General features: G+C 57.0%; 13 protein-coding genes and 3 tRNA genes. 12 read left to right on the top strand and 4 right to left on the bottom strand.

All coding sequences use genetic code 11. From position 1 onward, the window contains the following. The first annotated feature begins 5 nt into the window (after nucleotides 1-5). From ptsP to recD, 11 genes are all read left to right on the top strand, one after another. Entirely contained in the window at nucleotides 6-2252 is a 2247-nt protein-coding gene (ptsP, locus tag ACOTZB_RS15010; RefSeq protein ID WP_023309047.1) for a phosphoenolpyruvate--protein phosphotransferase, read from the top strand. A gap of 193 nt (nucleotides 2253-2445) precedes the next feature. After that, nucleotides 2446-3321 carry a prolipoprotein diacylglyceryl transferase gene (lgt, locus tag ACOTZB_RS15005; RefSeq protein WP_023309046.1) on the top strand — a complete coding sequence of 292 codons (876 nt, stop codon included), beginning with the start codon at nucleotides 2446-2448 and terminating at the stop codon, nucleotides 3319-3321. 6 nt (nucleotides 3322-3327) lie between these two features. Beyond that, nucleotides 3328-4122: a thymidylate synthase gene (gene thyA, locus ACOTZB_RS15000; protein WP_014885081.1), complete on the top strand. Its 795-nt coding sequence runs from the start codon at nucleotides 3328-3330 to the stop codon at nucleotides 4120-4122. Between the two features lie 184 nt (nucleotides 4123-4306). Then, nucleotides 4307-4771, top strand: coding sequence for a prepilin peptidase-dependent protein (locus ACOTZB_RS14995; protein WP_421627620.1), 465 nt, complete (start codon nucleotides 4307-4309; stop codon nucleotides 4769-4771). Continuing rightward, complete coding sequence (locus ACOTZB_RS14990) at nucleotides 4762-5322, top strand: prepilin peptidase-dependent protein (protein ID WP_193805692.1); 561 nt, start codon at nucleotides 4762-4764, stop codon at nucleotides 5320-5322. Before ACOTZB_RS14995 ends, ACOTZB_RS14990 begins: the two co-directional genes overlap by 10 nt. Continuing rightward, complete coding sequence (locus ACOTZB_RS14985) at nucleotides 5319-5720, top strand: DUF2509 family protein (RefSeq protein WP_193805693.1); 402 nt, start codon at nucleotides 5319-5321, stop codon at nucleotides 5718-5720. Before ACOTZB_RS14990 ends, ACOTZB_RS14985 begins: the two co-directional genes overlap by 4 nt. Then, nucleotides 5705-6028 (top strand): prepilin-type N-terminal cleavage/methylation domain-containing protein, encoded by a 324-nt coding sequence (locus ACOTZB_RS14980; protein ID WP_059446909.1) that lies wholly within the window; start codon nucleotides 5705-5707, stop codon nucleotides 6026-6028. The genes ACOTZB_RS14985 and ACOTZB_RS14980 overlap by 16 nt, the downstream gene beginning before the upstream one ends. A 12-nt stretch (nucleotides 6029-6040) precedes the next feature. Further along, complete coding sequence (gene recC / locus ACOTZB_RS14975) at nucleotides 6041-9415, top strand: exodeoxyribonuclease V subunit gamma (RefSeq protein ID WP_193805695.1); 3375 nt, start codon at nucleotides 6041-6043, stop codon at nucleotides 9413-9415. Between the two features lie 138 nt (nucleotides 9416-9553). After that, nucleotides 9554-12436, top strand: a complete 2883-nt coding sequence (gene ptrA, locus ACOTZB_RS14970; protein ID WP_421627619.1) for a pitrilysin — start codon at nucleotides 9554-9556, stop codon at nucleotides 12434-12436. Continuing rightward, nucleotides 12433-15975, top strand: a complete 3543-nt coding sequence (gene recB / locus ACOTZB_RS14965) for an exodeoxyribonuclease V subunit beta (RefSeq protein ID WP_421627618.1) — start codon at nucleotides 12433-12435, stop codon at nucleotides 15973-15975. The genes ptrA and recB overlap by 4 nt, the downstream gene beginning before the upstream one ends. Further along, entirely contained in the window at nucleotides 15972-17792 is a 1821-nt protein-coding gene (gene recD / locus ACOTZB_RS14960; protein ID WP_421627616.1) for an exodeoxyribonuclease V subunit alpha, read from the top strand. The genes recB and recD overlap by 4 nt, the downstream gene beginning before the upstream one ends. A gap of 34 nt (nucleotides 17793-17826) precedes the next feature. Here recD and argA read toward each other — a convergent pair whose 3' ends face one another. Beyond that, nucleotides 17827-19158: an amino-acid N-acetyltransferase gene (gene argA / locus ACOTZB_RS14955; RefSeq protein ID WP_421627615.1), complete on the bottom strand. Its 1332-nt coding sequence runs from the start codon at nucleotides 19156-19158 to the stop codon at nucleotides 17827-17829. A gap of 227 nt (nucleotides 19159-19385) precedes the next feature. Between argA and amiC the strand changes: the two genes are divergently transcribed. Continuing rightward, nucleotides 19386-20639 carry an N-acetylmuramoyl-L-alanine amidase AmiC gene (gene amiC / locus ACOTZB_RS14950; RefSeq protein ID WP_029740496.1) on the top strand — a complete coding sequence of 418 codons (1254 nt, stop codon included), beginning with the start codon at nucleotides 19386-19388 and terminating at the stop codon, nucleotides 20637-20639. An 87-nt stretch (nucleotides 20640-20726) separates the two neighbouring features. Here amiC and ACOTZB_RS14945 read toward each other — a convergent pair. From ACOTZB_RS14945 to ACOTZB_RS14935, 3 genes are all read right to left on the bottom strand, one after another. Then, nucleotides 20727-20803: transfer RNA gene (locus tag ACOTZB_RS14945), tRNA-Met, on the bottom strand. Between the two features lie 44 nt (nucleotides 20804-20847). Continuing rightward, nucleotides 20848-20924, bottom strand: a tRNA-Met gene (locus ACOTZB_RS14940). 44 nt (nucleotides 20925-20968) lie between these two features. Next, nucleotides 20969-21045 (bottom strand) — tRNA-Met (locus ACOTZB_RS14935). Between the last annotated feature and the right edge of the window lie 23 nt (nucleotides 21046-21068).

The raw sequence follows: 21068 nt of genomic DNA, 5'->3' as shown, positions 1-21068 counted from the left end.
AAATCATGCTCACCCGCTTGCGAGAAATAGTCGAGAAGGTGGCCAGTGCTCCGCGTCTGAACGAGGCGCTGAATATTCTGGTCACTGACATCTGTCTTGCGATGGAGACCGAAGTCTGTTCGGTGTATCTGGCCGACCACGATCGGCGCTGCTATTACCTGATGGCGACCCGTGGTTTGAAAAAACCACGTGGACGCACCGTCACGCTCGCATTTGATGAAGGTATCGTGGGCCTGGTTGGGCGGCTGGCTGAACCCATCAACCTTGCTGACGCGCAAAAACACCCCAGCTTTAAATACATCCCTTCCGTAAAAGAAGAGCGCTTCCGCGCTTTCCTTGGCGTGCCGATTATCCAGCGTCGTCAGCTGCTCGGCGTGCTGGTCGTCCAGCAGCGCGAGCTACGTCAGTACGACGAAAGCGAAGAGTCTTTCCTCGTCACGCTGGCCACGCAGATGGCGGCGATCCTCTCCCAGTCCCAGCTTGCCGCGCTCTTTGGTCAATATCGCCATACGCGCATTCGTGCCCTTCCGGCATCGCCGGGCGTAGCGATTGCTGAAGGCTGGATGGACGCCACGCTGCCGCTGATGGAGCAGGTTTACGAAGCCTCTACGCTTGATGAAGCGCTTGAGCGCGAGCGTCTTACCGCCGCGCTGGAAGAGGCGGCGAATGAATTTCGTCGTTACAGCAAGCGTTTTGCCGCAGGCGCACAAAAAGAGACGGCGGCCATCTTCGACCTCTATTCGCACCTGCTCTCCGATGCGCGTCTGCGCCGTGAGCTTTTTGCGGAAGTGGACAAAGGCTCGGTCGCGGAGTGGGCGGTTAAGAAGGTCATCGAAAAATTTGCCGACCAATTTGCGGCACTGACCGACGGTTATCTGAAAGAGCGGGCTGGCGATCTCCGCGCCCTGGGACAACGTCTGCTGTTCCATCTCGATGACACCATTCAGGGGCCGAATGCCTGGCCAAAACGGTTTGTGCTGGTCGCCGATGAACTCTCGGCAACGACTCTGGCTGAACTGCCTCAGGACAGGCTGGCCGGTGTGGTGGTGCGCGATGGTGCCGCCAACTCGCATGCCGCCATTATGGTGCGCGCGCTGGGTATCCCAACCGTTATGGGGGCCGATATCCAGCCCTCGGTATTGCACCGCCGTACGCTGGTCGTTGACGGCTATCGCGGTGAGCTGCTGGTCGATCCTGAGCCGGTTCTGCTCCAGGAATACCAGCGTCTTATCAGCGAAGAGAATGAATTAAGCAAGCTGGCGGAGGATGACGTTAACCTGCCCGCACAGCTTAAGAGCGGAGAGCGGATCAAAGTCATGCTCAACGCCGGTTTAAGCCCTGAGCATGAAGAAAAGCTTGGCAGCCGCATCGACGGTATTGGTTTATACCGTACTGAAATCCCGTTCATGCTGCAGAGCGGTTTCCCCTCCGAAGAGGAGCAGGTGGCGCAGTATCAGGGGATGCTGCAGATGTTTAACGACAAACCTGTCACCCTGCGAACCCTGGATGTCGGCGCGGATAAACAGCTGCCCTATATGCCGATCAGCGAAGAAAACCCGTGCCTGGGCTGGCGTGGGATCCGCATTACGCTCGATCAGCCGGAGATCTTCCTGATCCAGGTGCGTGCGATGCTGCGCGCCAACGCGGCGACGGGCAATCTCAGCATCTTACTCCCGATGGTCACCAGCATTGATGAGATCGACGAGTCCCGGCGGCTGATCGAACGTGCAGGCCGTGAAGTGGAAGAGATGATCGGCTATGCGATCCCGAAACCGCGGATTGGGGTGATGCTTGAAGTGCCGTCTATGGTCTTTATGCTGCCGCAGCTGGCAAACCGTGTTGATTTTATCTCTGTCGGCACAAACGACCTGACGCAATATATTCTGGCCGTCGACCGTAACAATACGCGCGTCGCCAGTATCTACGACAGCCTGCATCCGGCGATCATTCGCGCGTTAGCGATGATTGCCCGTGAAGCGGAACAGTACGGCATTGATTTACGCCTGTGCGGTGAAATGGCCGGGGATTCCATGTGTGTTGCAATCCTGATTGGTCTGGGATACCGCCATCTGTCGATGAACGGTCGCGCTGTCGCCCGCGTGAAGTACCTGCTGCGGCATATCGACATCAACGATGCCCGAGAGCTGGCTGAACGCAGCCTTGACGCGCAGCTGGCAGCAGAGGTTCGTCATCAGGTCGCGGCGTTTATGGAACGACGCGGTATGGGCGGCCTGATCCGCGGCGGCCGCTAATCGCCTTTCTCCCTCTCCCCCCGGGAGAGGGCTCCAGCGTGCATAAAACCCTATACACATCTTTTACATCTCTGGCGCATCCTCCGCGCCAGCCTTGTGCTATGATTCGCAACTTTGGAGCCTCTGCTTACGGCAGAATCGCATTTCTACCGCTGTCCACTTTCAGCGGAATAACAACATCTTGTGGTGACAGATGAACAGTGGTTATCTGCATTTTCCGGAATTTGATCCGGTCATTTTCTCAGTAGGACCTGTTTCGCTTCACTGGTACGGTCTGATGTACCTGGTGGGCTTCATTTTTGCCATGTGGCTCGCTGGCCGTCGCGCCAGTCGTCCGGGCAGCGGCTGGACGAAAAACGAAGTTGAAAACCTGCTCTATGCGGGCTTCCTCGGCGTGTTCCTCGGTGGTCGTATTGGGTACGTGCTGTTCTATAACTTCCCGGTATTCCTGAATGACCCTCTCTATCTGTTCCGCGTCTGGGACGGCGGCATGTCCTTCCACGGCGGCCTGATTGGGGTGATCCTGGTGATGGTAATTTTTGCCAAACGCACCAAACGCAACTTCTTCCAGGTGTCAGATTTTATCGCACCGCTGATCCCGTTTGGTCTCGGCGCTGGCCGTCTGGGTAACTTTATCAACGGCGAGCTGTGGGGCCGCGTCGACCCGAGCGTGCCGTACACGATGCTCTTCCCGGGCTCCCGCGCAGAAGATATCGCGCTGCTGCCATCACATCCGGAGTGGCAGTCCATTTTCGATACCTACGGCGTGCTGCCGCGCCATATGTCTCAGCTGTACGAGCTGGCGCTGGAAGGCGTGGTGCTGTTTATCATCCTCAACCTGTTTATCCGCAAACCGCGTCCGATGGGCGCTGTCTCCGGCCTGTTCCTGATCGGCTACGGCGCATTCCGTATTATCGTCGAGTTCTTCCGTCAGCCTGACGCACAATTTACCGGCGAATGGGTACAGTACATCAGCATGGGGCAGATCCTCTCCATTCCGATGATTGTCGCGGGTGCCATTATGATGATTTGGGCGTATCGTCGTCGTCCACAGCAACAAATTTCCTGAGGAACCATGAAACAGTATCTTGAATTGATGAAAAAAGTGCTCGATGAGGGCACGCCGAAAAACGACCGCACCGGCACCGGTACGCTCTCCATTTTTGGCCACCAGATGCGCTTCAATCTGCAAGAAGGCTTCCCACTGGTGACGACAAAGCGCTGCCACCTGCGCTCGATCATTCATGAACTGCTCTGGTTCCTGCAAGGCGATACCAACGTTGCGTATCTGCACGAAAATAACGTCTCAATCTGGGACGAGTGGGCAGATGAAAATGGCAACCTGGGCCCGGTTTACGGCAAGCAGTGGCGCGCCTGGCCAACGCCTGATGGCCGCCATATTGACCAGATCACCACCGTGATGAACCAGCTGAAAAACGATCCGGACTCGCGCCGAATCATCGTTTCCGCCTGGAACGTCGGCGAGCTGGATAAAATGGCGCTGGCACCGTGCCACGCGTTCTTCCAGTTCTATGTGGCGGATGGAAAGCTTTCCTGTCAGCTCTACCAGCGCTCCTGTGACGTGTTCCTCGGCCTGCCGTTTAACATTGCCAGCTATGCGCTGTTGGTCCACATGATGGCTCAGCAGTGCGATCTGGAAGTGGGTGATTTTGTCTGGACCGGTGGGGACACCCATCTTTACAGCAACCATATGGAACAGACGCATCTCCAGCTGACCCGCGAACCGCGTGCGCTGCCGAAGCTGATTATCAAGCGCAAACCGGCATCAATCTTCGATTACCGCTTTGATGATTTCGAGATTGAGGGCTATGACCCGCATCCGGGCATCAAAGCGCCCGTCGCTATCTGATGCGATAAAGCGTGACACAACCGGTGCTCTTTAGCGCCGGTTTTTTTTCGCCTTTATCCCGTTTCCCGAAGCGCTATCCAGAAAGCGTGCAACGTGCTGCAACACTCCTGATTCTCCGGATAACGCCTCGTAAAACGAAGAACCGTCGCTCGTCATGTTCACGGCGCTTCGCCACACTCCCAGTATGAAAAAAGAGAACGGTTTTACGCTTATCGAAACGCTGGTCGCGATTTCGCTTGTCGTTATCCTCAGCGCCTCAGGGCTATACGGCTGGGACAGCTGGCAGCGGCAGCAGCGGCTGTGGCAAACCGCCAGCCAGGTGCGAGATTACCTGCTGTTTCTGCGCAATCATGCCAACCGCTACAATCGCGACCATCAAATTACCCGTCAGCGGGTGGGGGAGCGGGACTGTCTGGTGAGCTCTGCCGCGCAAGGCTGTGAGAAGGGCAGTCCCTTTGTGCTGATACCACTCTGGCCTGAGGTCGCGATCGGCGAGGTCACGCCGTCGCTCGCGTTCTATGGATTAAAGGATACGGCATGGGCTGGGCGGATACGGGTTCAAAGCCGCGCAGGAGAATGGCTGATTATTGTCTCAAATGGAGGACGCATCAGGATGTGTAAGGTCTCTGCGGGAGGTTCATGTCGATGAAGCAGCGAGGTTTCTCACTGACTGAAGTTCTGATTGCAACGGCGATTAGCAGCCTTTTGCTGATAAGCGCATCGCGTTTTTTACCCGGCTTGCAGCGGGCGGTCTTAGCGCAATCTGGCCAGAGACAACTGGAGGAAGAGGTCTGGCACCACCTGTTTGCCCTGGGCAAACAGCTTCAGCGTGCAGGGTACTGCGCGGGAAACTGTCAGGGACAGGCGCTGGTGACCGCGAGGCTTGGAGGTTGCGTCATTGTGCGGTGGGATGCCAACAGTAACGGCAACTGGGATAACAGCGCATCAGAAAATGACAGCACTGGTTTTCGTCTGGAGTCGGGCGCGCTTGAAACCCAGCGTGGAGCGACCTCCTGTGAAGGAAAAGGATGGGAAAAGCTCACGGACCCGGACAGGCTTACTATCGCGCATTTTGTGGTGAGGACAGTTGAACATGCCGGTTTTGCGCCAGAGGTTAATATCGAACTGGCGGCGATTCGTAAAGGCGAGCAGGGGGAGCCCTGGCAGGCATTGTATACGGTCACGGGGTACAATCTGTGAATCGTCAACGCGGCATGTCTTCGCTGGCGATGGTTCTGCTTTTACTGGTGCTCGGTACCCTAATCCTCACCGGTCTCAATCAGCAGCTTACAACCTTTAGCGCGCTCGTCGGCGGGGAGAAGCGCTCGCTTCAGCAGCAGGCCACGGTGCAGTCCGCGCTTGAGTGGGGACGGGTTCAGAGCTGGTCCTCGGAGCCACAGGTTCAGTGCAAAATGACACCGGCGTGGCGAGTGTGTTTGCGCCAGTTGAATGGAGCGCGTGTGTTACTGATTGCCGGAGACAGCGACCTGCTGCTCTGGCGCGCAGGAGAGATCGTCGACGGGAAAGTTCGCTTTTCGCCTCACGGCTGGAGTGATTTTTGTCCCCTTAAGGAGAGTGCGTTATGTCAGCTGCCGTGAGCAGAGAAAAAGGGTTTAGCATGGTTGAGGTACTGCTGGCGATGATGCTGCTGGTGATCGTCGTGACGGCTCTGTCGGGTTATCACCGGGCCCTGGCGGCGCGGTTTACCCTGTTTAATCAGTATCGCCAGCTCTGGCACCATGCCTGGAATCAGTCTCAGCTCTCAACAAATGTTCTCCCGGCAGGCTGGCAGGCCAGTCGGGGGCAGACAACGCACGCAGGATGTGTCAGCATCACGGTCACACTTATTTCTCCTCTGGGGCGGCGCGGTGAGATAACGCGTCTGCATTGCCCGGTTAGCCAGTAGTCGGGAGCGTCTATGTTAAGGGTCTACCACTCAAATCGTCTGGATGTGCTGGAAGCGCTGATGGAATTTATCGTAGAGCACGAGCGGCTTGACGATCCTTTTGAGCCTGAAATGGTGCTGGTGCAGAGCACCGGTATGGCACAGTGGCTGCAAATGTCGCTTTCCCGTAAATTTGGCATAGCCGCAAATATTGATTTCCCGCTGCCCGCGAGCTTTATCTGGGAGATGTTTGTGCGCGTGTTGCCGGACATCCCGGAGCAGAGCGCCTTCAACAAACAAGGCATGAGCTGGAAGCTCATGGCACTGCTGCCGGAAATGCTGCAGCACGATGAATTCGCCATGCTGCGCCACTACCTCAATGACGATACCGATAAGCGCAAGCTGTTCCAGCTGGCGTCGCGCACCGCCGATCTCTACGACCAATACCTTGTTTACCGTTCTGACTGGTTAATTCGTTGGGAAGCGGGCGAGTTGGTTGAAGGGCTACCGGAGGCGCAAATATGGCAGGCACCGCTGTGGAAAGCGCTGGTAGAACACACGGAGAAACTTGGGCAGCCTAAGTGGCACCGTGCCAACCTGTACGAGCGGTTTATATCAATACTCGAGAATGCCCCGGAGCGCCCGGCCCGACTGCCGTCACGCGTTTTTATCTGCGGGATATCCGCATTACCGCCTGTTTATCTGAAGGCGTTGAACGCGCTGGGTAAACATATTGATATCCATATTTTGTTCACCAACCCTTGTCGACAGTATTGGGGGGATATCCTCGACGAACGTTGGCTTGCGCGGCTGGTAACTCGCCAGCGAAAGCGTCTTTTTGAAGAACGTTCCGTCCCGCTGTTTAAAGACGGCTCGACTGCCGGGCAGCTTTTTGATGAAGACGGTATCCAGAACCTGCCCAATCCACTGCTTGCCTCGTGGGGGAAGCTGGGGCGTGACTACATTCACATGCTTTCAGACATCACTTCATCAGGCGAAGGCGACGTGGATGCCTTTGTCGATATTACCCCGGATAGCCTGCTGCATCATATTCAGCTGGATATCCTCGATCTGGAAAACCGTGCCGTGATGGGCGTGACGGCGAAAGAATTCGAACGTAGCGACAGCAAGCGCAAGCTGGATGCTGACGATCGCAGCGTCACGATCCATGTTTGCCATAGCCCTCAGCGTGAGGTCGAAGTGCTTCACGACCAACTGCTGGCGATGCTGCAGGACGATCCCGAACTGACGCCACGCGATATTGTGGTGATGGTGGCGGATATCGACAGCTACAGTCCCTTCATTCAGGCTGTCTTTGGTAGTGCGACGGGCGAGCGATATCTGCCTTACGCTATCTCTGACCGTCGTGCCCGCCAGTCGCATCCGGCACTGCAGGCCTTTATCACTCTGCTTTCACTGCCGGATAGCCGCTTTATCTCCGAAGATGTCCTGGCGTTACTGGATGTTCCCGTGCTGGCTGCACGCTTCAGCATCACTGAAGAGGGTCTGCGCTACCTTCGCCAGTGGGTGAACGAATCTGGCGTTCGTTGGGGGATCGATGACGATAACGTTCAGGAGTTCGAACTTCCTCCAACCGGGCAGCATACGTGGCGTTTTGGCCTGACGCGTATGCTGCTGGGCTACGCCATGGAGAGCAGCCAGGGCGAGTGGAATGAGGTGCTGCCTTACGATGAGTCCAGCGGGTTAATTGCTGAACTGGTGGGGCATTTAGCGTCACTCCTGATGCAGCTTAACCGCTGGCGACACGAGCTGATGCAGCCGCGTCCCCTTGAAGCGTGGCTCCCGGTTTGCAGGGCATTGCTAAATGATTTCTTCCTGCCAGACAGTGACACCGAAGCGGCAATGGCACTGATTGAAACGCAGTGGCAGGCGATCGTTGATGAAGGCGTGAACTCCCACTATCAGGAGGCCATCCCGCTTTCGCTGTTGAGGGATGAGCTAACGCAGCGGCTCGATCAGGAGCGAATCAGCCAGCGTTTCCTGGCTGGCCCCATCAATATCTGCACCCTGATGCCAATGCGTTCTATCCCGTTTAAAGTGGTCTGTCTGCTTGGCATGAACGACGGCGTTTATCCGCGCGCGCTGGCGCCGCTGGGGTTCGATTTGATGAGCGCAGATCCAAAACGGGGTGACCGTAGCCGCCGCGATGATGATCGTTACCTCTTCCTTGAGGCGCTCATTTCTGCCCAGAGTAAGCTCTATATCAGCTATATCGGCCGTTCCATTCAGGACAACAGCGAGCGTTTTCCCTCCGTTCTGGTGCAGGAGCTGGTGGACTATATCGGCCAGAGTCACTATCTGCCGGGGGATGAAGAGCGCAACTGCGATGAAAGCGAGAAGAGGGTGAAAGCCCATATCACCTGTTTCCACAGCCGCATGCCGTTTGACCCGGTGAACTACACGCCCAGCGAGCGCCAGAGCTATGCGCAGGAGTGGCTACCGGCGGCGAAAAAGGAGGGGAATGCGCATACCGATTTCATTCAGGAGCTTGACCCGCGCCCTGTCGATACCCTGACCTTCGAACAGCTTCAGCGGTTTTGGGCGCATCCGGTACGGGCCTTCTTCCAGCAGCGATTGCAGGTCAATTTCCGTTCTGAAGAGAGCGAAATTCCGGATGCAGAGCCTTTTACGCTGGAAGGGCTGGAGCGCTATCAGCTAAACCTCCAACTGCTGAATGCGCTGGTTGAAGAAGAAGATGCTGACAAACTTTACCGCCGCTACCGTGCTGCAGGGCAGCTGCCCTATGGGGCATTCGGGGAAATTGTCTGGGAGGCGCAGTGTCAGGAGATGACCGCCCTGGCAGAGCGCGTAAGAGCGTGCCGACAGCCGGGGAAAAGTATTGAAATCGATCTCAACTGCAATGGTGTACAGCTTACGGGCTGGTTGACCCAGGTTCAGCCGGACGGGCTGCTGCGCTGGCGGCCTTCTATGCTTAGCGTTTCACAGGGTTTGCAACTCTGGCTGGAACATCTTGTCTACAGTGCGGATGGTCATAAAGGTGAAAGTCGGATATTCGTGCGCAAAGAGGGCGAATGGCGCTTCCCGCCGATGGAAGCAGAGCAGGCGTTAGGTTATCTGTCTTTGTACATTGAAGGCTACCGTCAGGGAATGAATAAACCGCTCCTGCTGCTGCCGGAAAGCGGCGGTGCCTGGATAAAAGCCTGTTATGACGCGCAGAATGATGCGATGTTAACGGATGAGGCGTCACTGCAGAAAGCGCGCAGTAAATTTATGCAGGCCTACGAAGGAAACATGATGGTGCGGGGCGAAGGTGAAGATGTCTGGTATCAGCGCTTATGGCGAACGCTTGAGCCAGAGTACTTTGAGGCCATCACGGAAGAGGCGCAGCGCTACCTGCTGCCGTTGTTTAAATTTAATCAGTCCTGAGTGCTGTATAAAAATTGCGCAACATAGGGTGTTCATTTATGATGCACTTCTTATCACGGACTGATGTACCCAATAAAGAGATGTTGGCGTGTCCAGCACGCAATTTGTTAATGATGTAGCCGTGATAAAGAGGTCGTAATGCCAGGCAGCACCTTGTTTAAAGCATTTGTTTTGTTTGTCGCCCTCTGGGCACCTGTCACTCAGGCAGACTCCGGTTGGCAACCCGTTCAGGAAACTATTCGTAAAAGCGAAAAAGATACCCGTCAATATCAGGCTATTCGTCTTGATAACGGCATGACCGTACTGCTGGTTTCCGATCCGCAGGCGGTGAAGTCCCTCTCGGCATTAGTGGTGCCGGTTGGATCGCTGGAAGATCCTGACGCGCATCCTGGGCTTGCACACTATCTGGAACATATGACGCTGATGGGGTCAAAAAAATACCCGCAGCCGGATAGCCTGTCCGAATTTTTGAAAATGCATGGCGGCAGCCACAATGCCAGTACGGCACCGTACCGCACCGCCTTTTATCTCGAAGTCGAAAATGATGCGCTGGAAGGCGCGGTCGATCGCCTTGCTGATTCCATCGCCGCCCCCCTGCTGGATAAAAAATATGCCGACCGTGAACGCAATGCCGTCAATGCCGAGCTGACCATGGCCCGCACGCGAGACGGTATGCGCATGGCCCAGGTCAGCGCTGAAACCATCAACCCTGCGCACCCGGGTTCGCGTTTCTCCGGCGGTAACCTGGAGACGTTAAGCGACAAACCGAACAGCCCGGTGCTTGATGCCCTGCACGCGTTTCGCGATAAATACTACTCCGCCAACCTGATGAAAGCGGTCATCTACAGCAATAAACCGTTGCCAGAACTGGCAGGCATGGCGGCTAAAACGTTTGGTCGGGTGCCGAATAAAAATATCGACCTGCCGCAGATAGACGTACCGGTGGTCACGGACGCGCAAAAAGGGATCGTTATCCACTACGTGCCGGCGCTGCCGCGCAAAGTGCTGCGCGTGGAGTTCCGCATTGATAACAACACCGCACAGTTTCGCAGTAAAACCGATGAGCTGGTGACCTACCTGATAGGTAACCGCAGCCCGGGTACGCTTTCTGACTGGCTGCAAAAACAGGGGCTGGTGGAAGGTATTCGCGCCGACTCCGATCCAGTTGTAAACGGCAATAGCGGCGTGCTGGCGATCTCCGCCACCCTGACCGACAAAGGCCTGGCAAACCGTGATGAAGTGGTGGCGGCGATCTTCAGCTACCTCTCTTTACTGCGTGAGAAAGGCGTCGATAAGCGCTACTTTGATGAGCTCGCGCACGTGCTGGATCTCGATTTCCGTTACCCGTCCATTACCCGCGACATGGATTACGTTGAGTGGCTGGCGGATACCATGATCCGCGTGCCGGTGGAGCACACCCTCGATGCGGTCAATATTGCCGACCGGTATGATGCCGATGCGGTAAAAGCCCGCCTGGCGATGATGACGCCGGAGAATGCCCGCATCTGGTACATCAGCCCGAACGAACCGCATAACAAGACGGCGTATTTTGTCGATGCTCCTTATCAGATGGACAAAATCAGCGCGCAGACCTTCACCGACTGGCAGAAGAAGGCCGGGGAGATTGCGTTGAAGCTGCCGGAGCTGAACCCCTATATTCCGGATGACTTTTCGCTGATCAAAACGACTCAAGATTATCCGCACCCGGCGCTCATCGTTGATGAGCCGACGCTGCGCGTGGTGTATACCCCTAGCCGCTATTTCGCCAGTGAGCCAAAGGCCGATGTCAGCGTGGTGCTGCGTAACCCGAAAGCGATGAATAGCGCCAAAAATCAGGTGATGTTCGCGCTCAATGACTATCTCGCCGGGATTGCGCTCGATCAGCTCAGCAACCAGGCAGCCGTGGGTGGGATCAGCTTCTCCACCAACGCCAACAACGGTTTGATGCTCAATGCAAACGGCTATACCCAGCGTTTGCCTCAGCTGTTCCAGGCCCTGCTGGAAGGGTATTTCAGCTACACGCCGACGGAAGAGCAGCTTGAGCAGGCCAAATCATGGTATGCGCAGATGATGGACTCTGCGGAGAAGGGCAAAGCTTACGATCTGGCGCTTATGCCGGCGCAAATGCTGTCGCAAGTTCCTTATTTCCAGCGAGAGGATCGCCGTGCGCTGTTGCCTTCGATCACCTTAAAAGACGTGCTGGCGTACCGCGACGCGCTGAAAACCAACACGCGTCCGGAGTTCCTGATCGTCGGCAACATGAGTGAGGAGCAGGCCAAAACCCTGGCGGAGAATGTGCGCGCTCAGCTCGGTTCGAAAGGCGACGAGTGGTGTCGCAACCAGGACGTGCTGGTTGAGAAAAAACAGAATGTGATTTTTGAAAAGGCGGGTAACAGCACGGATTCCGCGCTGGCCGCGGTATTTGTGCCAACGGGCTATGATGAATTCGCCAGCTCGGCGCAGAGTGCCGTACTGGGGCAAATTATTCAGCCGTGGTTCTACAATCAGTTACGCACTGAGGAGCAGCTTGGCTACGCGGTGTTTGCCTTCTCCATGAACGTAGGCCGACAGTGGGGGCTGGGTTTCCTGCTGCAAAGCAGCGATAAACAGCCGGCGTATCTCTGGAAGCGTTACCAGGCCTTCTTCCCGCAGGTGGAAGCAAAACTGCGCGCCATGAAGCCGGAAGAGTTTGCGCAGATCCAGCAGGCCGTCATCGCACAGGTGATGCAACCGCCGCAGACGCTGGGTGAAGAAGCGTCACAGCTGAGCAAAGATTTCGATCGCGGTAATCTGAAATTTGATTCGCGTGATAAAGTAGTGGCCGAGATAAAACAGCTGACGCCGCAGAAGGTTGCCGACTTCTTCCATCAGGCGGTCATTAAGCCGCAGGGAATCACCATCCTGTCTCAGGTTTCCGGTAGCCAGAACGGGAAAACGGAGTACGTAAACCCGAAAGGCTGGAAAGTCTGGAAGAGCGTCAGCGCGCTGCAGCAATCTATGCCCTGGAGTAAGAAAGAATGACCGATACCGCTGAGTCCCTTGATCCCTTACGTTTACCTCTGCAGGGTGAACGATTGATTGAAGCCTCAGCGGGAACGGGAAAAACCTTCACCATTGCCGCCCTTTACCTGCGTCTGCTGCTGGGGCTTGGCGGCAACGCCGCTTTTCCACGCCCTTTGAGCGTGGAAGAGCTGCTGGTGGTCACCTTCACCGAGGCTGCCACCGCTGAGCTCCGGGGCCGTATTCGCAGCAATATCCACGAGCTGCGCATCGCCTGTCTGCGTCAGAGCACGGATAACCCTCTCTACGCGAGCCTTCTGGAAGAGATTTCCGATAAGCAACAGGCAGCCCAGTGGCTGCTCCTCGCTGAACGGCAGATGGACGAAGCGTCCGTCTTCACCATTCACGGTTTTTGCCAGCGCATGCTGAGCCTGAATGCATTTGAATCCGGAATGCTGTTTGAACAGCAGCTCATTGAAGATGAATCTGTGCTTCGCTATCAGGCCTGCGCGGATTTCTGGCGTCGCCACTGCTACCCGTTACAGCGCGATATCGCCGAAGCGGTACATGCGCTGTGGAAGGGCCCGGAGGCGCTGCTGCGCGCTATCGATCGTTATCTGCAGGGTGAAGCACCTGTCATCAAATCCCCGCCGCCAGCGGATGAAACCCTGGCCTCACGGCATGAAAAAATCATCTCGCAAATTGCCGACATCAAGCAAAAATGGATGGAGTCAGTCGGCGAGATTGACGCAATCATCGAAAATTCCGGGATTGACCGACGCAAGTTTAACCGTGGCAATCAGGGGAAATGGATCGACAAGATCAGCGCCTGGGCGCAGGAAGAGACGCGAGGCTACCAGCTCCCGGACGCGCTGGAGAAATTCTCCCGGCGTTTCCTTGTTGAGCGGACCAAAGCCGACGGCATTGTGCCTGAGCATCCTCTGTTTGTGGCGATTGAAACCCTGCTGGCTGAGCCCTTAACGCTCAACGATCTGATGATTACCCGCGCCATGACGGAAATTCGCGACGCCGTCGCGCGTGAGAAACGCCGCCGGGGTGAACTGGGGTTTGACGATATGCTGAGCCGCCTCGATGCGGCGCTGTGCAGTGAAAACGGCGAAGCGCTTGCCGCCGCGATTCGCACCCGCTTCCCGGTGGCGATGATCGACGAATTTCAGGATACCGACCCTCAGCAGTACCGCATTTTCCGCCGTATCTGGCGCCAGCAGCCAGAGACCGCGCTTCTGTTAATCGGCGATCCGAAACAGGCCATCTACGCCTTCCGCGGTGCGGATATTTTCACCTACATGAAAGCCCGCAGCGAGGTTGACGCGCACTACACGCTCGATACCAACTGGCGCTCCTCTCCCGGCATGGTGGAAAGCGTCAACGCGCTCTTCAGCCGCATGGATACGGCGTTTATGTTCCGGGAGATCCCGTTTCAGCCGGTAAAGTTCGCCGAGAAAAATGCCTCGTTGCGCTTCGAATTCAACGGCGAGACGCAGCCCGCCATGAACTTCTGGCTGCTGGATGGGGAAGGCTGCGGCGTTGCCGACTATCAAAATGCCATGGCCCAGCACTGTGCCGCACAAATCCGCGACTGGCTCAGCGCGGGCGCGCACGGTAAAGCGCTGCTGTGGAAGGGGGATAAACCAACCCCGGTAAATGCATCCGATATCACGGTGCTGGTTCGCAGCCGCCAGGAAGCCGCGCTCATCCGCGACGCCCTGACGTTACTAAATATCCCCTCCGTCTACCTCTCCAACCGCGACAGCGTCTTTGAAACGCTGGAAGCGCAGGAGATGCTATGGCTGCTGCAGGCCGTGCTGGCTCCGGAGCGGGAAAGCACGCTGCGTAGCGCACTGGCGAGCGCGATGCTCGGGCTGAACGCGCGGGATATCGATGCGCTAAACAATGACGAAGCCGCGTGGGATGCCGTGGTAGAAGAGTTTGTTCGCTACCGCGAAAAGTGGCAGAAGCGTGGAGTCATGGCGATGGTGCGCGAGCTCATGGCACAGCGCCACATTGCCGAGAATATGCTGGCGACAGCAGGCGGCGAGCGCCGTTTGACCGATATTTTACATATCAGCGAACTGCTGCAGGAAGCCGGAACGCAGCTGGAGAGCGAACACGCCCTGGTACGCTGGCTGGCGCAGCAGATTGCCGATCCGAACAGTAATTCGTCCAGCCAGCAGATGCGCCTTGAGAGTGATAAACATCTGGTGCAGATCGTCACCATTCACAAATCGAAAGGCCTGGAATATCCGCTGGTCTGGCTGCCGTTTATCGCCAATTATCGCGTGCAGGATCAGGCCTTTTACCACGACCGCGAATCTTTTGAGGCGGTGCTCGATCTCAGCAACGCGGAGTCCAGCGTTGAGCTGGCCGAAGCCGAGCGTCTGGCGGAAGATCTGCGCCTGCTTTACGTGGCGCTGACCCGTTCGGTCTGGCACTGCAGCCTGGGCGTTGCGCCGCTGTTCCGTCGCCGTGGCGAAAAGACCGGTGAGAGCGATTTTCATCTGAGCGCGCTGGGGCGGCTTATTCAGCACGGCGAACCCAAAGACGCGGCGGGCCTGCGCCAGTGCATCGAATCTCTTTGCACAGAGCATGTTGCCCTGCATATTCCGTCTCAGCCCGACAACAGCCGCTGGCAGATGCCGGAGCTGCGTGAGTCAGAGCTACATGCCCGCAAGGTTGTGCGTACCATTGCCGACGACTGGCGGGTCACCAGCTATTCCGGTTTGCAGCAGCACGGGCAGAGTATTGCGCAGGATCTGATGCCAAAACTGGACGTGGATGCCGCAGGAGCCGGTAGCGTACCCGCTGAGCCGGTGCTCACGCCGCACCAGTTCCCGCGCGGCGCCTCGCCGGGCACGTTTTTGCACAGCCTGTTTGAAGAGCTGGATTTTACCCAGCCGGTATCCGAAGAGTGGGTGCTGAAGATGTTACAGAGCGGTGGCTACGACGCACAGTGGCAGCCGGTTCTTACCGACTGGATCCGCTCGGTTCTGCATGCGCCGCTTACGACGCAGGGGATCTCGCTGAACCAGTTGACCGCCAAAGATAAGCAGGTGGAGATGGAGTTTTATCTCCCCATCGCCAGCCCGCTCAGGGCCGAGGCGCTTGATGCGCTGATCCGCGAGTACGATCCGTTATCCGCCGGGTGCCCGCCGCTGAACTTCCGCCAGGTACAGGGGATGCTCAAAGGCTTTATCGACCTGGTTTTCCGCCACGAAGGGCGCTACTACCTGCTGGATTACAAATCAAACTGGCTGGGTGAAAGCAGCGAGGCCTACACCCAGGACGCGATGGCCTCTGCCATGCAAATGCATCGCTACGATCTGCAGTACCAGCTTTACACCCTGGCGCTGCACCGTTACCTGCGTCATCGCAAGGCCGATTACCGCTACGAAACGCATTTTGGCGGCGTCATTTACCTGTTCCTGCGCGGAGTGGATGCAAACGACCCGCGTTCCGGCGTCTTTAGCACGCGTCCGTCTGCGGAACTGATTGAAAAAATGGATAACCTGTTTGCTGCAAGCACGGAGGAGGTGGCATGACGATGCAGGCGCTACTGCTGGACGCGGTTGAACAACGATTACTGCGCCACCTGGATGTGCAGTTCGCCATGATGGTGGCAGGCGAGGAGCCTGCCGTCATGCTTGCCGCCGCCATTCTGAGCAAAGACGCGGGGGAAGGGCACGTGTGTCTGCCGCTGTTGCGTCTGGCGGTGGATGAGAAAATGCCTCCGGCTTTACAGGCGTGCTTCGCGCTGCTGGGTGAAACCGTGGACTGGGAAGCGATATTACTCAGTTCGCCGGCCGTTAGCGGAACCGATACCGGGACGCCGATGATCCTTGTCGGCGAGCGTTTGTATCTTAACCGGCTGTGGCGTAACGAACTGACGGTGGCGCGCTTCTTCAGCGAGACCAACGCCCCGCTTCCCTGCGATGAAGTAAAGCTCCGGCAAACGCTGGATGCGCTGTTTATCTCTGACGACGCGACAGACTGGCAGAAAGTGGCGGCAGCCGTGGCCTTAACGCGACGGATCTCGGTGATTTCTGGCGGCCCGGGCACCGGGAAAACGACCACCGTGGCAAAACTGCTTGCCGCGCTGATTCAGCTATCGGGTGAGCAAAAGTGTCGTATTCGCCTGGCGGCCCCCACCGGTAAAGCGGCTGCACGTCTGACGGAATCGTTAGGCGGCGCGCTGCAAAAACTGCCGCTAACCGGGGAGCAGCTTGCGCTTTTCCCCAATGAAGCGAGCACGCTGCACCGTTTGCTTGGCGCACAGCCGGGTAGCCAGCGTCTTCGCTATCATGCCGGTAACCCACTGCACCTTGACGTGCTGGTCGTGGATGAAGCGTCGATGATTGACCTGACGATGATGTCGCGTTTGATCGATGCGCTACCGCCGCACGCGCGCGTCATTTTCCTCGGCGATCGCGACCAGCTTGCCTCCGTAGAGGCCGGGGCCGTGCTGGGCGATATATGCACCTATGCCAGCCTGGGATACACAGCTGAACGCGCGCAGGAGTTAGCCCGTCTCACCGGATGTTCGCTCACGTCTGAAAAACATTCGCTTGCAGGGGCGCTGCGCGACAGCCTGTGTTTGCTGCAAAAAAGCTACCGTTTCGGCAGCGACTCCGGCATCGGCCAGCTTGCGGCGGCGGTGAACCGGGGCGACCGGCGTACCACCACAGCGGTATTTGACGGTACCTTTACGGATATTGAGAAAAAATCGCTGCAAAGCGGGGAAGAGTATCAGGCGATGCTGGACGACGCCCTGCAGGGGTACCAGCACTTTCTGACGGGCGTACAACAGCAACGTACGCCGGAGCAGGTCATTGCCGCGTTTGGTGAATACCAGTTGCTCTGTGCGCTGAGGGAAGGCCCCTTTGGCGTCCGGGGTCTGAACGACAGGCTGGAACAGCTGCTGGCGCAAAAACGCAAAATTAACCGTACCCCGCACTCGCGATGGTATGAAGGGCGGCCGGTGATGATCTCCCGCAACGACAGCGCGCTGGGGTTGTTTAACGGGGATATCGGGATTGCGCTCGACTGCGGTCAGGGCCTGCGCGTCTGGTTCCAGATGCCGGACGGGAGCGTGAAGTCCTTCCAGCCGAGCCGTTTGCCCGAGCATGAAACCGCGTGGGCAATGACGGTGCATAAATCCCAGGGCTCCGAGTTTAACCATGCGGCGCTGATCCTGCCCACGCAGCTTTCACCCGTCGTTACCCGCGAGCTAATCTATACCGCCATTACGCGCGCGCGTCAGCGCCTGTCGCTGTATGCCGATGAACGGGTGCTGGTGCAGGCGATCGCCACCCGAACGGAACGCCGAAGCGGGCTGGGCGCGATATTTGAGACCCTCTGAACGAAAGCCCTCGCCGGACGGTGAGGGCGTCGTATCATCCCAGGTCAGCCATCAGCACCTTTGAACGACGCTGATAGTTGTACATCTCTTTCTTCGTTTCCGGCAGAGAATCGATATCCACCGGCGTGAATCCGCGCTCCTGGAACCAGTGAATGCTGCGCGTCGTCAGGACGAACAGCTTGCTCAGCCCCATCTGGCGCGCCTGCGCCGCTAGGCGTTCAAGCAGCATTTCGCCGCGTGAAGAGCTACGGTAATCAGGATGCACCGCCACGCAGGCCATTTCACCGATCTTCTCTTCCGGGAACGGATAGAGCGCGGCGCAGGCAATGGTCAGGTTATCGCGCTGAATAATGGTGAATTTGTCGATCTCCATCTCCAGCTGTTCGCGTGAGCGACGCACCAGAATACCCTGCTGTTCCAGCGGGCGGATCAGCTCCAGAATGCCGCCGATGTCGTTGATGGTGGCGCGGCGGATCTGCTCCGCACTCTCCATCACAATCTGTGTACCAATACCGTCGCGGGAGAACAGCTCTTGGAGCAGGGCCCCGTCTTCCTGATAGCTGATCAGGTGGCTGCGGCGCACGCCGCTGCGGCAGGCCTTCACGGCGCCGCGCAGGAAGCGGACGGTGCCGGAGTAGTAATCGCCTTCGGCTTCCAGCGCTTCCACGCGGGCCTGGGCTTCATTCGGGAAGAGTTCCGGCACGATCGTTCCTTCGTCGTCCACGACGCCCTGGGAGGAGCAGAACCCAATCATTTTTTCCGCCTTCAGCTTGATCGCCAGCTGTGTGGCGATCTCTTCGGACGTCAGGTTAAAGCTTTCGCCGGTCACGGAAACGGCGACCGGGCCCATCAGCACGATGGCACCGCTGTCCAGCTGGCGGTGAATAGCTTCCTCATCAATACGACGGATACGGCCGCTGTGGCAGTAATCCACGCCATCGTCCACGCCGAGCGGCTGGGCAATGATAAAGTTGCCGCTCACGACGTTGATATGCGCCCCCTGCAGCGGCGTATTGTTCAGACTCATGGAGAGACGCGCGGTAATATCCAGCTGCAGCAGACCCGCCGCCTGTTTCACCAGCTCCAGGGTTTTGGCATCGGTGACGCGGGTGTGTTTGTGGTAAATCGGCTCGTGGTGGTGAGCGGCCAGGTTGGCGTCGATCTGCGGACGCGCGCCATAAACCACCACCAGGCGGATCCCGAGGCTGTGCAGCAGGCCAATGTCATTGACGATGTTGGAAAAATTTTCATGCTCAATGGCTTCGCCGCCAAGCATGATGACAAACGTTTTTCCCCGATGGGCGTTGATATAGGGAACAGAATGGCGGAATCCCTGGACCAGTTCGGTTCTACGTTCCTTCACCATGGCACAACCCTTAATGAATGTTTATTCGTAATTTCTGTATTTTTATTCGATTGTGACCGTGTGTGCAAGTGCAAATTTTCCGCGACCCACAGAAATTGGTAAGTAATCCGTGCGTTAGCGTATGATTGTTTACCCTTTTATAGATGACAGTTTATGCGTCATTCGTTAAAGTTTTCGGTCAATTTGGACATTTTGTATATCAGTCAGTGTTCTTGCTCGGGAGAAGCATGTCGGGATCCAATTCAGCAATAAGCCGCCGCCGTTTGTTAAAAGGGGCCGGGGCAATGTGGTTGCTTAGCGTCAGTCAGGTCGGTCTTGCCGCCACGAGTCAGGTGGTTGCGGTGCGCGTCTGGCCGTCGTCGACCTATACGCGCGTGACGGTCGAATCCAATCGCGTGCTGAAATATAAGCAATTTGCCCTCAGCAACCCGGAACGCGTGGTGGTGGATCTCGAAGGCGTTAACCTCAACTCCGTGCTGAAGGGGATGGCGGCGCAGATCCGCGGCGACGATCCATTTATTAAATCAGCGCGCGTCGGGCAGTTTGATCCGCAAACCGTGCGCATGGTGTTTGAGCTTAAACAGAACGTTAAGCCGCAGCTGTTCGCCTTGGCGCCCGTCGCGACCTTTAAAGAGCGCCTGGTGATGGATCTCTACCCGGCCAACGCAACGGATATCCAGGATCCGCTTCTCGCTCTGCTGGAGGACTACAACAAGGGCGATCTTCAGCGTCAGGTGCCGCCTGCGCAAAGCGGTCCGCAGCCGGGCAAAGCAGGGCGCGATCGTCCGATTGTGATCATGCTCGATCCTGGACACGGCGGCGAAGACTCCGGCGCGGTGGGGAAATACCGCACGCGTGAAAAAGACGTGGTGCTGCAAATTGCACGCCGCCTGAAGGCGTTGATTGATAAAGAAGGCAATATGCGCGCCTATATGACGCGCAACGAAGATATCTTTATTCCGCTGAAGGTCCGGGTGGCGAAAGCACAGAAGCAGCGCGCCGATTTGTTCGTGTCGATCCATGCGGATGCCTTTACCAGCCGCCAGCCAAGCGGCTCGTCGGTGTTTGCGCTCTCAACTAAAGGTGCGACCAGTACCGCAGCAAGATTCCTGGCGGACTCCCAGAACGCCTCTGACCTGATTGGTGGCGTGAGCAAAAGCGGCGACCGCTACGTCGACCACACTATGTTCGATATGGTGCAGTCGCTGACCATTAACGACAGCCTGAAGTTTGGTAAAGCGGTGCTGGGCAAGCTGGGCAACATCAATAAGCTGCATAAAAACAGCGTTGAACAGGCCGGGTTTGCGGTACTCAAGGCACCGGATATCCCGTCCATTCTGGTTGAAACCGCGTTTATCAGTAACGTGGAAGAAGAGCGTAAGCTCAAGACGGCAAAATTCCAGCAGGAGGTTGCGGAGTCGATTCTGGCGGGGATACGGGCGTATTTCTCTGACGGGGCGACGCTGGCACGACGCGGATAACGCTTTCAGCCGGGTAAACGCCCGGCAAATTCACAAACGACAGATACAAAAAAACACCCTTAAGGGTGTTTATTGTTTTAGAAGTGTTGGTTGCGGGGGCCGGATTTGAACCGACGACCTTCGGGTTATGAGCCCGACGAGCTACCAGGCTGCTCCACCCCGCGTCCGTCTTTCTACTCGTGTAGAAACTTACTTCTTCAAATTTGATTGGTTGCGGGGGCCGGATTTGAACCGACGACCTTCGGGTTATGAGCCCGACGAGCTACCAGGCTGCTCCACCCCGCGTCCGTCTTTCTACTCGTGTAGAAACTTACTTCTTCAAATTTGATTGGTTGCGGGGGCCGGATTTGAACCGACGACCTTCGGGTTATGAGCCCGACGAGCTACCAGGCTGCTCCACCCCGCGTCCGTCTTTCTACAGTCGTAGAA

Source organism: Enterobacter cloacae complex sp. SHL020 (assembly GCF_049236945.1).
Taxonomy (GTDB): Bacteria; Pseudomonadota; Gammaproteobacteria; order Enterobacterales; family Enterobacteriaceae; genus Enterobacter; species Enterobacter dykesii.
Note: the sequence above shows the minus strand (reverse complement) of the source record. Positions and strands in the feature narration are given on the sequence as shown.

Bases quoted from the DNA above. Each gene is read 5' to 3' on its own strand.
- recC (WP_193805695.1), top strand. From the start codon at position 6,041: ATGTTAAGGGTCTACCACTCAAATCGTCTGGATGTGCTGGAAGCGCTG.
- argA (WP_421627615.1), bottom strand. From the start codon at position 19,158: ATGGTGAAGGAACGTAGAACCGAACTGGTCCAGGGATTCCGCCATTCT.
- amiC (WP_029740496.1), top strand. From the start codon at position 19,386: ATGTCGGGATCCAATTCAGCAATAAGCCGCCGCCGTTTGTTAAAAGGG.
- thyA (WP_014885081.1), top strand. From the start codon at position 3,328: ATGAAACAGTATCTTGAATTGATGAAAAAAGTGCTCGATGAGGGCACG.
- ptsP (WP_023309047.1), top strand. From the start codon at position 6: ATGCTCACCCGCTTGCGAGAAATAGTCGAGAAGGTGGCCAGTGCTCCG.
- ACOTZB_RS14995 (WP_421627620.1), top strand. From the start codon at position 4,307: ATGAAAAAAGAGAACGGTTTTACGCTTATCGAAACGCTGGTCGCGATT.
- lgt (WP_023309046.1), top strand. From the start codon at position 2,446: ATGAACAGTGGTTATCTGCATTTTCCGGAATTTGATCCGGTCATTTTC.
- recD (WP_421627616.1), top strand. From the start codon at position 15,972: ATGACGATGCAGGCGCTACTGCTGGACGCGGTTGAACAACGATTACTG.
- recB (WP_421627618.1), top strand. From the start codon at position 12,433: ATGACCGATACCGCTGAGTCCCTTGATCCCTTACGTTTACCTCTGCAG.
- ACOTZB_RS14980 (WP_059446909.1), top strand. From the start codon at position 5,705: ATGTCAGCTGCCGTGAGCAGAGAAAAAGGGTTTAGCATGGTTGAGGTA.
- ACOTZB_RS14990 (WP_193805692.1), top strand. From the start codon at position 4,762: ATGTCGATGAAGCAGCGAGGTTTCTCACTGACTGAAGTTCTGATTGCA.
- ptrA (WP_421627619.1), top strand. From the start codon at position 9,554: ATGCCAGGCAGCACCTTGTTTAAAGCATTTGTTTTGTTTGTCGCCCTC.